This is a genomic window from Vibrio sp. Hal054, from assembly GCF_037162405.1.
Classification (GTDB): Bacteria; Pseudomonadota; Gammaproteobacteria; order Enterobacterales; family Vibrionaceae; genus Vibrio; species Vibrio diazotrophicus.
Genome location: NZ_JARLUT010000001.1, coordinates 3,033,174 through 3,045,417, shown reverse-complemented (window position 1 = coordinate 3,045,417; position 12,244 = coordinate 3,033,174). Strand labels below are relative to the sequence as shown.

At 44.0% G+C, this 12,244-nt stretch carries 11 protein-coding genes and 1 pseudogene; 5 read left to right on the top strand and 7 right to left on the bottom strand.

Annotated elements, in window-relative coordinates:
- The first annotated feature begins 41 nt into the window (after positions 1–41).
- Both P4S58_RS14200 and P4S58_RS14195 read left to right on the top strand, forming a co-directional pair.
- Complete coding sequence (locus tag P4S58_RS14200; protein ID WP_269350938.1) at positions 42–590, top strand: sugar transferase; 549 nt, start codon at positions 42–44, stop codon at positions 588–590.
- Between the two features lie 93 nt (positions 591–683).
- Positions 684–1,988: an MBL fold metallo-hydrolase RNA specificity domain-containing protein gene (locus tag P4S58_RS14195; RefSeq protein ID WP_269350927.1), complete on the top strand. Its 1,305-nt coding sequence runs from the start codon at positions 684–686 to the stop codon at positions 1,986–1,988.
- 9 nt (positions 1,989–1,997) lie between these two features.
- Here P4S58_RS14195 and P4S58_RS14190 read toward each other — a convergent pair whose 3' ends face one another.
- Positions 1,998–2,570, bottom strand: a complete 573-nt coding sequence (locus P4S58_RS14190) for a uracil-DNA glycosylase family protein (RefSeq protein WP_337164577.1) — start codon at positions 2,568–2,570, stop codon at positions 1,998–2,000.
- Entirely contained in the window at positions 2,567–3,508 is a 942-nt protein-coding gene (locus P4S58_RS14185; RefSeq protein ID WP_337164326.1) for a D-2-hydroxyacid dehydrogenase, read from the bottom strand. Before P4S58_RS14185 ends, P4S58_RS14190 begins: the two co-directional genes overlap by 4 nt.
- 72 nt (positions 3,509–3,580) lie before the next feature.
- Between P4S58_RS14185 and P4S58_RS14180 the strand changes: the two genes are divergently transcribed.
- Positions 3,581–4,168: a YjaG family protein gene (locus P4S58_RS14180; RefSeq protein WP_337164324.1), complete on the top strand. Its 588-nt coding sequence runs from the start codon at positions 3,581–3,583 to the stop codon at positions 4,166–4,168.
- A gap of 361 nt (positions 4,169–4,529) precedes the next feature.
- On the opposite strand, the gene P4S58_RS14175 is transcribed toward P4S58_RS14180, so the two are convergent.
- Positions 4,530–5,588: a CNNM domain-containing protein gene (locus P4S58_RS14175; RefSeq protein WP_102966394.1), complete on the bottom strand. Its 1,059-nt coding sequence runs from the start codon at positions 5,586–5,588 to the stop codon at positions 4,530–4,532.
- A 258-nt stretch (positions 5,589–5,846) separates the two neighbouring features.
- Here P4S58_RS14175 and hupA point away from each other — a divergent pair, with 258 nt between their 5' ends.
- Positions 5,847–6,119: a nucleoid-associated protein HU-alpha gene (gene hupA, locus P4S58_RS14170; protein WP_102941587.1), complete on the top strand. Its 273-nt coding sequence runs from the start codon at positions 5,847–5,849 to the stop codon at positions 6,117–6,119.
- Between the two features lie 42 nt (positions 6,120–6,161).
- Positions 6,162–6,854 carry a DUF1481 domain-containing protein gene (locus tag P4S58_RS14165; protein WP_102955101.1) on the top strand — a complete coding sequence of 231 codons (693 nt, stop codon included), beginning with the start codon at positions 6,162–6,164 and terminating at the stop codon, positions 6,852–6,854.
- Positions 6,855–6,927: 73 nt separating this feature from the next.
- Here the strand turns inward: P4S58_RS14165 and purD are convergent, their stop codons facing one another.
- The 4 genes and pseudogenes from purD to P4S58_RS14145 all read right to left on the bottom strand — a co-directional run bounded on the left by purD (position 6,928) and on the right by P4S58_RS14145 (position 12,136).
- Entirely contained in the window at positions 6,928–8,223 is a 1,296-nt protein-coding gene (gene purD / locus P4S58_RS14160) for a phosphoribosylamine--glycine ligase (protein ID WP_337164320.1), read from the bottom strand.
- Between the two features lie 290 nt (positions 8,224–8,513).
- Entirely contained in the window at positions 8,514–10,106 is a 1,593-nt protein-coding gene (gene purH, locus P4S58_RS14155; RefSeq protein ID WP_337164319.1) for a bifunctional phosphoribosylaminoimidazolecarboxamide formyltransferase/IMP cyclohydrolase, read from the bottom strand.
- A 116-nt stretch (positions 10,107–10,222) separates the two neighbouring features.
- Positions 10,223–10,357 (bottom strand): annotated as a pseudogene (locus P4S58_RS14150) (phosphoribosylamine--glycine ligase); the annotation flags it as partial.
- A gap of 138 nt (positions 10,358–10,495) precedes the next feature.
- Positions 10,496–12,136 (bottom strand): methyl-accepting chemotaxis protein, encoded by a 1,641-nt coding sequence (locus tag P4S58_RS14145; RefSeq protein ID WP_337164318.1) that lies wholly within the window; start codon positions 12,134–12,136, stop codon positions 10,496–10,498.
- Positions 12,137–12,244: the final 108 nt, after the last annotated feature.

Here is a 12,244-nt window from a genome sequence, read left to right as displayed (position 1 = left end):
AGAATCTATCGATACCAGATTATTTGCCGTTTGGGGTTTAAATTTTGATCCGTATTTTTGACTTTTTGTTTTCTTTTTTTGGTTTATTGTTTCTTTGGCCAATTTTATTGGTTATTTGCGTTCTTGGTTATTTTGATACTGGCTCTCCAATATTTAGACAAGAGAGAGTAGGCAGAAATCAGAAGCCTTTTACACTTATTAAATTTCGTACAATGCCGGTAAATACTCAGTCGGTTGCTACGCACTTAGTTGGTGCTAGCTCTGTGACGAAACTAGGCAGCTTTTTACGCAAAACCAAGTTGGACGAGCTTCCTCAATTAATTAATGTGGTTAAAGGTGAAATGAGCTTGGTTGGTCCTAGACCATGTCTTTTTAATCAAAAAGAGCTTATCGATGCCAGAGAAGCTAGAGGTGTTTTTCAGGTTCTTCCCGGTGTCACAGGTTTAGCTCAGGTTAATGAAATTGATATGTCTACACCTGAGAAGTTGGCTGAATGGGATGAGAAGATGATTCAAACTATGTCATTGAAGAACTATTTCACTTATTTAATCCAAACAGCGACAGGTAAAGGAGCTGGAGATCGAGTTTAACTCGACTTCCTCCGCAAGATCACAATCTTAATCTTCCTAATTTTGTCTTGAGTATTACTCTGAAATTAAAGACAAAGATAGGGAGTGCTGGCAATGCAACTCATCCACCACGGCGGTAAACACACAGTTACAGGTTCTTGTCACGAACTCGTGTTTGGAGACCGCTCGATTTTGATTGATTGTGGTATGTTTCAAGGCGCGGATGCGCAGCAACTTACCGAACCATTTCCTTTAGATAACGTGAAAGCGTTAGTGCTTACTCACGCTCATATTGACCATATCGGACGCTTGCCTTGGCTCATCACTCAAGAGTTTAATAAACCCATTTATTGCACCAAAGCGACGGCTGAGTTAGTGCCTTTGATGCTTGATGATGGGCTTAAAATTCAGCAGGGACTGACGTTTGAAGCTCGCAAGCCGATCATTGAAGCGATCATTCGTCTTCTTCATCCGGTAGATTATTATCGCTGGATTGATGTCGATACTTTCCGATGCCGATTTAATCCAGCTGGTCATATCTTAGGCTCTGCGTATTTAGAAGTGGAATTGCCGAATCAGGAAATTGTGGTGTTTTCTGGCGATTTAGGGCCATGCAATACGCCGTTATTGCCAGATCCGGTTTCTCCTAAAAAAGCAGACTATCTGGTAATTGAAACGACTTACGGTGATGCCAAACATGAAGGGGTAGAGCACCGTTCTCAGAAACTAAAAGAGATCATCGATCGCTCTTTGTCTGATGGAGGCACAATCCTGATCCCCGCATTTAGTGTCGGGCGAACTCAAGAGTTGTTATTCGATATCGAGCAATTGATTCATGAGCATCAACTCGATTCTAAACTACCTATCATTCTTGATTCACCCATGGCGCAAAAGGTCACCTTGTCTTATCAAAAATTTAGAAGTCTTTGGGGAGAAGAAGCTAAACAACGCCTGAAAATGCATCGTCATCCACTCGCGTTTGAACAGTGTATTACGGTTGGCGACCATCAAGCGCATCAAGAACTTGTGAATCGTCTTGTTTCAACAGGGGAACCGGCGATTGTCGTAGCTGCCTCTGGCATGTGCGAAGGCGGGAGAATTATGGATTACCTCAAAGCTCTTTTGCCTGATGAGAGAACCGATGTGATATTTGCGGGGTTCCAGGCTGAGGGGACGCTAGGTAAGTGTATCCAACAGGGAAACAAAACAGTTTGGATTGATGAAGAGGAAGTGTCAGTTAACGCTCACATTCATACTATGTCTGGCTATTCTGCTCATGCAGATAGTGATGACTTACTCAAGTTTGTTGAAGGAATACCAAACAAACCTAAGCAGATTCATCTCATTCACGGAGAACTCGAATCTAAACAAGCTTTTGCCAATATCCTGCGTTCCAAAGGGTACGAGGTCGTTGAGTAAGCTTACCGACTAAATACAAGAATGAACGTGCTTGCGGATGTATTCCACAACCTCTTCTTCAAACCAAGGGTTTTTCTTTAACCAAAGAGTGTTCCGAGGTGAAGGGTGCGGAAGTGGTATAAACCTCGGTGCCCACTTTTGCCATTGCTGTACGGTTTCTGTGAGAGTTACGGGTTTATCTTTTAGATAGTAATTTTGCGCGTACTGACCGATCAGTAAGGTCATTTCTATATTCGGTAATTCGACTAGCACTCTTTGATGCCAGAGTGGGGCACATTCTTTTCTTGGCGGTAAATCGCCACTGTTACCTTTGCCGGGATAGCATAATCCCATTGGCATGATGGCAATTTTCTCTGGGTTATAGAATGTCTCTTTATCGATATCCAGCCAGCTTCGTAGTCGATTGCCACTGGGGTCATTCCAAGGAATAGAAGTCTCGTGTACTTTTACTCCCGGAGCTTGCCCGATGATGAGCAACTTAGCCTCTTTGCTAGCCTGAATAACCGGGTTTGCACCTAAGGGAAGTGAGTGAGCACATACATCACAAGTTCTGATTTCCCTAAGTAGAAGATCTAACATCAGTAGCCTTTATCAAAATCAATTCGATTTTCTAGTTGGAAGCCATCTCGCCACAAGCGCTCTCTCCATAAACGATAGTTGTGAGCAAAAATTTCAACCACCTGATGTGGAAAACTCAAGGCTGCTATGTGTGGTGTGATAGTGATACTACTATGTTGCCAGAAAGGGTGTTCTGGTATTAGTGGCTCATTGATGAAGACATCAAGAAAGGCGTGTGTGATATGCCCATGTTCGATAGCAGGAATCAAATCTTCTTCAATCAAAATAGCACCGCGTCCAACATTAAACAGCAGAGCGTTTGAGCAGTAACCCAATGTTTTAGCGTTTAACAACCCTTTAGTTTCTGCGGTATTTGGCAAGGTGTTAACGACGATATCAGCGCATTTCATGGCGTTTTCGAGTTCATTGATATGGTAAGTATCATGAAATCTTCCCGATTTTGCAGGAATCCCCGTCGTATTCACGCCTATCACCTTGATACCTAGTGCCGCGGCTGCTGAAGAGAGGTGAGAACTGATAGAACCAGTGCCGAGTATGAGCATCACCTTGGTATCAAGGGATTGATATAAGTGTTGCTGCCATTGATGTTGAGCTTGCTTCTTCTCATACGTTGCAAAGTGACGGAAATGGCTAATTGTGTAACCTAAAACATATTCGGATATTTGCTGGCCGAAGATGCCCTTCACATTGGTCAGCTCATAGTCTTTTCGAAGATGAAGTGCGGTTAAAGCATCCACACCTGCATAAGCGGATTGCAGCCATTCTAGCTTTGGGAAATCATCAAGGCATTTCGCAGCCATGGGAGGCGCAGCCAAAAGTATCGACGCTTCTTCTCTTTGTTCTGTGATGACTAAGTCTTCAAGCATCAATGATTCAACGTTTTCTCGATAAACGTCGTTTTGTTCTGTCAAAATATAAAGCTTGTGAGTGAAATTGTTCATAAGAGCGGCTTTTTTCCCCGTTGGTTATCCAGTACACTTCCGCTGTCTATTTTCCTCAACGGTTGAGTGCTTATGCTCCAAAATCCTGTACAGGTTCGTCTAGAAAAGTTCGAGCCTTGGCAACAAATTACCTTCATGGCTTGCTTGTGTGAGCGTATGTACCCTAACTATGCCATGTTTTGTGAAAATACTGAATTTGCTCATGCCCGTGTATATCGCGATATTTTAGACAGCGTGTGGGAGCAGCTCACAGTCAAAACGGCCAAAGTAAACTTTGAGCATCAATTAGAGAAATTAGAAGAGATTATCCCGAATTCTGAAGATTTCGATATGTATGCTGTTTATCCTGCTATCGATGCTTGTGTGGCTTTGTCTACCTTGCTACACGGCCTGCTAGACCGTGACTACCTGTTTGAAAACATGTTAGAAGTCAGCCAGATATCGGTAACCACTGTCGCTCAATTGGAAGAAGCTCAAACGGGTGAAGAGATCACTAACGAAAACCAAAAGCAGAACGAAGCCGTTTATGCTGAATGGGACGTTCAGTGGGCAATTTATCGTCCGCTGCGTGAAGCTGAAGGTCGTGATATCAATCTAATTAAAGATTTACGCCAAGAACTTCGTGATGAAGGCGTGAGCAATATTGGTGTGACTCTCTAACTCTGTTTAGGTTTAACGAGCTATGTTTCTATCTAAAAAAATAGTGCAGTTGAAAAGTGCAGTAAGTAGCAAGGTTGTTCGAGCGTTAGATTTTCATTCGCGTATCTGGGTGATTCGAATATCGGAATCGAGATTGAAAGATGAATCCTTTGTTATCAACGAAGATAGTTTTCAAGAACCTTTACAGTGGATGAAGCGTCGTAATTACACTCCCGTGATGCTAGAACAGGTCGAGGATATGCAACGATCTCAGGTTCGTATTTTTCACTTTGACCAACAGACGCATCATCTCTTGCGGGTTAAGTAACCATTCTTTTTTATATTGCCCTGAGTGAGTTGCGCTAAGGGCAATCTCACTCAGTTACTCGTCATTGTCGCGACTTTCAATCACACGGTGTGCTTGTTTCCAGCGCTCCCAGCGTTCAACCGCTAATTTTTGCATGTTGGTTGTACGGTCAGCTTCATCAATAATCTCTTCACCAATCAAATTCTCAAAAATATCCTCCAACGTTAACAGACCTTGAACAGTTCCATATTCGTCAACCAACATCGCCAGTTGTGAACGGTTTTCGATCATTTGCTCAAAAGCCTTGGGTAAAGAGATAGTGTTCAGCAGAACATGCAATGGCCGCATAACACTGCCTATTTGCTTTTCCCCTTTTCCTTTTTGTTGCAATCTAAACAGCTCTAATCGGTGCACAAAACCAAGGATGTTGTCTTTGTTCTCGCTATAGATCAGTGGTCGGGAAAACGGTGTGTTTTTGTGTTGGGACAAAAACTCATTGATGGTCATTGTGGCATCAACTCTAAAAAGCACTCTTCTCGGTGTCATTGCCTGAATTGCCGGCACGTTTTGAATGTTCAATAAGTTGTAGAGAATTTTGGATTCACCAGAAGTAAACTCGCCACTCTCATTGGCGAGCTGAGCCATCGCTGACAACTCATCACGAACTTTGGGCGTTGTTCGGTTGCGAGTAAGCACATGAGTGATCTTTTTAGACATCCAAACGAAAGGCAAAAGCAACAATACCATCCAGTTCAGGATCTTTGCGGTAAACGGAGCAAGTTGTCGCCAGTAAGTTGCACCAATAGTTTTAGGCACTATTTCTGAAAGAAAAAGGATACCCAGCGTTAATATGGCAGAAAATAACCCCAGCCACTGACTGCCAAATACGACAGATGCTTGAGCGCCCGCTCCCGCAGCCCCTGCTGTATGCGCAATGGTGTTTAGCGTCAAAATTGAGGCCAGAGGTTGGTCAATATCGGCTTTTAGGCGTTCCAGTTTTTGTGCGCAAGGATGATTTTGTTGACGTAACTGTGCCAAATAACTTGGTGTAATACTGAGTATCACGGCTTCAAGAATCGAACAAATAAACGACACGCCAATCGCAATCAAGACGTAAATCGTGAGTAGAAACATGAGTACTCCTTAGGTAAGAGAGCGAAATACACCCTAATATTTCAGATGTTTCAACACATTGATGCTTATTTAATAAGGCTTTTTTGCGGTAAAGCAAGGGGATATGCAGCCAATTGATTTAGCAAATTGTGAGTTAATGCTCAGAATATGGTTAAAACTACGTCAGATAAGCAGATCTTGCGTGACAAACCTTTGCCAGCTGGGGCACTTATGCTTTAGAGTGAAGCGAATTCGATAACCTATCAGAAGGGAAAACTAATGAACAAGACCCAATTAATCGACTTTATCGCAGAAAAAGCAGACCTATCTAAAGCTCAAGCTAAAGCTGCTCTTGAAGCGACTCTAGGCGCAGTTGAAGGTGCACTAAAAGATGGTGACCAAGTTCAACTAATTGGTTTTGGTACATTCAAAGTAAATCATCGTGCAGCTCGCACTGGCCGTAACCCAAAAACTGGTGCTGAGATTCAAATCGCTGCAGCTAATGTACCTGCATTCGTAGCAGGTAAAGCACTGAAAGATTCTGTTAAGTAATCTATACTACGCCGAGGTAGTCTTATCTCGGCGTTCTTTTCTATGAAAAAAATTCTTTCCTCTGTTATCGCTGCCACTCTTATTGCGGGATGTTCTTCTTCCGTCGACACATCTAACTTCGCTCAAATGAGTCAGTTTTCTGGTGGTCAACGTACCGGAGATGCAACCAGTTATTACTGGTACACCGAAAGTGCATCTCAAGCTTTATCTGCTTCTGATCATGTTACCTCTGAAACCTATGGCTGGTATGAAACCTCTTACCGTTGGGATGAAGGAAGTGTGCGTGAAGTGGTTCGTAAAGGTGAGCAACTCAAAGATGGTGACTTGGTACCTTATACTGCACATGTCCGTTTTAATAAGGATGGCGAAGCGGTATATCAGCAGTACCGAGTGAACAAGAAAATTTTACCTCTCAACGAAGGGCAATTAGAACGCTACGTTTTAGAAGCAAAAGCCATTACCAAAATGACTAAAGACCAAAATAAACAAGGTCTTGAGCTTATTCAGGGGTATTGGGATGGTTCAACATTTGAACGTTGCAACGGGCCCGATTACAACAAGGTTGAGTTTAACCATACTCTTCCGAATTTCGTTATGAGCCGTTTGTCTACGCTGGATAACTACATTGGTTTTCTAGGGAAAATCCGCAATAACACCGTTTATATCGATGAATTGCTCATTCTTGCAGATGACGATCACGACTGTATCGAAAGGCCTCAGTTGATAACTGAATAACGTTTTTTGAGTTTCCAACCAATAAAAAAGACGCTGAGTTTCCACAGCGCCTTAATCTTAATTGCTTTAGCTATTACTTATCAGCTTGTTGCTCGCGCGCGATAGCACGGTAGCCGATGTCATTACGGTAGAACACACCGTCCCACTGAATTTGTTTAGTTAACTCATAAGCGCGTTGCTGTGCTTCAGATACTGTATTGCCCAGTGCCGTTGCGCATAGAACGCGACCACCGTTAGTCACAACATTGCCGTCTTTGTCAGTTGTACCAGCGTGGAAAACTTTTTGACCTTCAACTTCAACTGTTGGTAAGCCAGAAATCACATCACCTTTGTTGTAATCGCCAGGGTATCCACCCGCAGCAAGTACAATACCGATAGAAGCGCGTGGATCCCACTTAGATTCCATTTGGTCTAACTTGCCATCAATAGCGGCCAGACAAAGTTCAACTAGGTCTGATTGCATACGCATCATGATAGGTTGAGTTTCTGGATCGCCGAAGCGGCAGTTGTATTCGATAACTTTAGGTGTACCCGCTTTGTCAATCATAAGGCCAGCATACAAGAAACCTGTGTATGGATTACCTTCTGCAGCCATGCCGCGTACTGTTGGGTAAATTACTTCCTGCATGATACGGTCATGAATTTCTTGAGTAACCACTGGAGCTGGAGAATAAGCACCCATACCACCAGTGTTAGGACCTGTATCTTTGTCGCCTACACGCTTATGGTCTTGGCTGGTGGCCATAGGTAACACATTAACGCCATCAACCATTACGATGAAGCTTGCTTCTTCACCATCAAGGAACTCTTCCACAACAACACGGCTGCCAGCATCACCGAATGCATTGCCAGCGAGCATGTCTTTAATCGCATCTTCTGCTTCTTCCAGCGTCATCGCAACGATAACGCCTTTACCAGCTGCAAGGCCATCTGCTTTAACAACGATAGGCGCACCTTGTTCACGAACGTAAGCCAATGCTGGCTCAATTTCCGTGAAGTTTGCATATGCCGCCGTTGGAATGTTGTGACGAGCTAGAAAATCCTTAGTGAACGCTTTTGAACCTTCTAATTGAGCCGCGGCTTGGGTTGGGCCAAAAATTGGTAAGCCTGCTGCACGGAAAGCATCAACCACACCGATAACGAGTGGCGCTTCTGGGCCAACAATCGTTAAGTCAATGGCGTTTTCTTGTGCGAATGCCACTAAACCAGTAACATCTTCTACCTGAATCGCCACATTTTGCAGTTTAGGTTCAAGAGCTGTACCTGCATTACCCGGTGCGATAAAGATGTTTTTAACGTTCGGGTTTTGGGCAACTTTCCAACCAAGCGCATGTTCACGGCCGCCGGAACCAATAATTAATACATTCATTCTTTAAAATCCTTATAGCTGCGCCAATGCCATTATTTCTGTGTCAAAAGAGCTCATTTATGCTTATAAACTGCGCACTTTTTTCCTTGAACTAAAGCTATTGGTTTGCTCTAACGCATTTCAAAATATCAGATATTTAAAATGCAAAAATATCAAAAATGTTTACTCAAAATAGTTGGTGATGTAGCTAGGCGACAATTGAGCACTTCCCCAGAAGCATAGATATCTATGTGACTGGGGAGGGAGAAAGCCGTTAATGCCGCTACAACGCCAAATATGAAGAGTAAAAATTAGTGGCGGAAATGGCGCATACCCGTAAAGATCATCGCCATGCCGTGTTCGTCTGCTGCTGCAATTACTTCGTCATCGCGCATTGAGCCACCCGGTTGAATTACGCACTTAATGCCAGCTTCTGCGGCTGCGTCGATACCATCGCGGAATGGGAAGAATGCGTCAGAAGCCATTACGCTACCCGCAACTTCAAGACCTTCGTCTGCTGCTTTGATGCCGGCAATTTTAGCTGAGTATACGCGGCTCATTTGGCCTGCGCCGACACCAATTGTCATATCGCCTTTTGCGTAAACAATTGCGTTTGATTTCACGTATTTTGCGACTTTCCAGCAGAATAGGGCATCTTTTAGCTCTTCTTCTGTTGGTTGACGCTTAGAAACCACTTTCAGGTCATCAAGTGAAACCATACCTTGGTCGCGATCTTGAACAAGAAGGCCGCCGTTAACGCGTTTAACATCAAAGCCAGTTGTTTTCGTTGACCATTCACCACACTCAAGTAGACGAACGTTTTTCTTCGCTGCGATAACTTCAATCGCTTCAGCAGAAACTTTTGGCGCGATGATCACTTCAACGAATTGACGTTCAACGATAGCTGAAGCTGTTGTTGCGTCTAGCTCTTGGTTGAGTGCGATGATGCCGCCGAATGCTGACGTTGGGTCAGTTTGGTAAGCGCGGTTGTAGGCTTCTAGAATATCTTTACCTAGCGCTACACCACATGGGTTGGCGTGTTTTACGATCACACAAGCGGGTTCAGCGAACTCTTTAACACACTCTAGCGCAGCATCTGTATCTGCGATGTTGTTGTAAGAAAGCGCTTTACCTTGAATTTGCTTAGCTGTAGAAACAGACGCTTCTTGCGGATTCGCTTCAACATAGAAAGCCGCTGCTTGGTGGCTGTTTTCACCGTAGCGCATGTCTTGTTTCTTCTCGAACTGCATGTTGAATGTGCGAGGGAATTTAGACTCATCGTCACCCTCTTTATTCTCACCGTAAGATGGAACCATAGTGCCGAAGTAGTTCGCGATCATGCCGTCGTATGCCGCTGTGTGCTCGAATGCTGCGATAGCTAGGTCAAAACGAGTAGCAAGTGTCAGAGATTTTTCGTTCGCATCCATTTCAGCAATAACGCGGTCGTAATCTGAAGCGTTAACTACGATAGTCACATCTTTATGGTTTTTCGCTGCAGAACGAACCATTGTTGGACCACCGATATCGATGTTTTCAACAGCATCTTCCAGCGTACAACCTTCTTTCGCGACTGTTTCAGCGAATGGGTAAAGGTTAACAACGACCATATCGATAGGGTTGATGCCATGAGTAGCCATGATTTCATCATCTTGGCCGCGACGACCTAATACGCCACCATGAACTTTCGGGTGTAGCGTTTTTACTCGCCCGTCCATCATTTCCGGAAAACCGGTGTAGTCTGAAACTTCAGTTACAGCGATGCCTTTTTCAGCAAGCAGGCGAGCGGTACCGCCAGTAGATAGGATATCGACACCGCGCTGTGCTAGCGCTTGGGCGAACTCAACGATACCAGTTTTATCTGAAACACTGATCAGTGCGCGGCGAATTGGACGAGCGTTACTCATGCTTCCATTTTCCTTTAATTCATGGAGTTGATACGAAAGGTGTTTGCCAAAACTGTTCATGGGCAATGATGATTCATTACAGCTTGGTCAGTTTTGGTAAAGACCCTATATCTGTATCAATAGTCTTCCAGATTTCGGATGGCGCGTATTCTAACCAATTTATTACAAAAGATCTCGCGCAATCGTTTGGCATGGGGAAAATAAACTCTAAAAACAGGTTTTTCAAGAGAAAAAAGTAACGAAGAGGTAAATAAAGTAAGTTATTTCTAGTAGGGAAGTGGGAGTGGATTGAGCCGCTGATATTGTAGTCAGAAAATAAGATATAGATGTGTTAATAAGTAAAAGCTTGATGTGAGGAAGAAAAAAGTGGGCATTTGCCCACTTCCCCTTTAAACCTTAAATACCGAAAAGCTGTGAGTTAGACGCTGTCCGTTTTCTTGTAGCTGCTCGCTTGCTGCCGTGACTTGTTCTGCCTGAATGGCTGCTTGAGCACTGTGATCGGCTATCAGGGTAAGGTTACGGCTGATTTCATCTGTTGCTAAAGATTGCTGGGCACTGGCTTCGGCTATATGTTCATTCAATTGCAGGATTTGGCGAATCTGCTGATCAATATCATCCAATGCTTGTTGAGCTTTCTCTGCTTGCTCCTGAGTGCCTTTCGATTGTAGCTGAGTCTCGTCCATTGACGCGCTCACCTGATGTGCTCGCTCTTGTAACCCTGCAATGATCTGCTCTATTTGTTGGGTGCTGCTCTGGGTGCGAGTTGCCAGTGAACGCACTTCATCAGCAACCACCGCAAAACCTCTCCCTTGCTCGCCTGCTCGTGCTGCTTCAATGGCTGCGTTGAGAGCCAACAGGTTAGTTTGTTCTGCTACGCCGTAAATGACTTCTAGTACTGCGCTTACTTGCTGAATTTCCTTAGCTAAGGCCTGGGTGTTGCTGTCGGTAGCGGTAAGTCTTTCTGATAGCGAATCCATATAAACGGATACTTGATTAATGACATCACGCCCTTGCTGGCTCTTCTCATTGGCGGTTTGAGCTGCAATCGCTGCATTTTGTGCCGCATTAGCCACTTCCTGATTGCTGGAGTGAAGTTGGTTCATGGCAGAAGCAACGGTATCCACCGATTGCTGTTGTTCCATTGCCTTACCCGCCGCATTTTGAGCGACATGAGTCAGCTCAAGTGCTGAATCGGTCACTCCATCAGTCACCGGAACAATATCCAGCACTATATGGCGAAGTTTATGAGTAAACTGGTTGAATGCTTGAGCGATACGCGAAAGTTCGTCTTTGCCTGATGCATCAAGTTGTTTGGTAAGATCTCCTTCACCTTTAGCGATATCTTCCATCGCCTGCAATGTCGCAACACATGGTTTGGTAATACTTAGACCGATCAAATACGCAAGAGTCAACATAGCTACCAGTACGATAGCTAAGCCAGTAAATACACTTTGCAGACGTTGCCAAACCAAAGCGTTTACATCATCAATATAAACCCCTGAACCGACAATCCAGCCCCACGGCTCAAACAATTTAACGTAAGAGACTTTTTCAACATCAGTGTCTGAACCTGGTTTAGGCCACATGTAATAAACCGTTCCTTCGCCCTGCTCACGGGCAATGTTCGCCATTTCGATAAATAAGGCTTTGCCTTGTGGATCTTTCACCGCAGAAAGGTTTTTTCCATCAAGTTGAGGTTTAAATGGGTGCATGATCATTGTCGGAGTCAGATCATTCATCCAGAAGTAGTCCTCTTCTCCATAACGCAACTGGGCTACGGCTTGTTTGGCTTGGTCTTGAGCTTGTTGTTCGCTCAAGGCTCCTTGAGTCTGGAGTTGATAGAAGTGGTTGAGTAGAGAGTGGGTGTTTTCAACCAAATGGCGAGTTTGTGTTTGTTTAGCTTTTATTAGGTCACTTTGATAATCCTGCACCATTACCATAAGCGGAAACAGAAGGAACAGAGTGATCATTCCACTAAGCAGATATAAGCGAGCACGGATGCTGATTCGGCGTAAAGAGACAAAAATCATAAAGCCACTCCTTGTAATACGGCAATTCGGGCTAGCAAACTGAATAATGAATTGTGTTGTTAACATTAATGTAACAATGTGCCTTTTGATTTGTATATGAGACTAAAG

What these genes read in the sequence shown, in the direction of transcription:
- P4S58_RS14195 (WP_269350927.1), top strand. Translation starts at nt 684, where the DNA reads ATGCAACTCATCCACCACGGCGGTAAACACACAGTTACAGGTTCTTGT.
- P4S58_RS14185 (WP_337164326.1), bottom strand. Translation starts at nt 3,508, where the DNA reads ATGAACAATTTCACTCACAAGCTTTATATTTTGACAGAACAAAACGAC.
- P4S58_RS14180 (WP_337164324.1), top strand. Translation starts at nt 3,581, where the DNA reads ATGCTCCAAAATCCTGTACAGGTTCGTCTAGAAAAGTTCGAGCCTTGG.
- P4S58_RS14175 (WP_102966394.1), bottom strand. Translation starts at nt 5,588, where the DNA reads ATGTTTCTACTCACGATTTACGTCTTGATTGCGATTGGCGTGTCGTTT.
- hupA (WP_102941587.1), top strand. Translation starts at nt 5,847, where the DNA reads ATGAACAAGACCCAATTAATCGACTTTATCGCAGAAAAAGCAGACCTA.
- P4S58_RS14165 (WP_102955101.1), top strand. Translation starts at nt 6,162, where the DNA reads ATGAAAAAAATTCTTTCCTCTGTTATCGCTGCCACTCTTATTGCGGGA.
- purD (WP_337164320.1), bottom strand. Translation starts at nt 8,223, where the DNA reads ATGAATGTATTAATTATTGGTTCCGGCGGCCGTGAACATGCGCTTGGT.
- purH (WP_337164319.1), bottom strand. Translation starts at nt 10,106, where the DNA reads ATGAGTAACGCTCGTCCAATTCGCCGCGCACTGATCAGTGTTTCAGAT.
- P4S58_RS14145 (WP_337164318.1), bottom strand. Translation starts at nt 12,136, where the DNA reads ATGATTTTTGTCTCTTTACGCCGAATCAGCATCCGTGCTCGCTTATAT.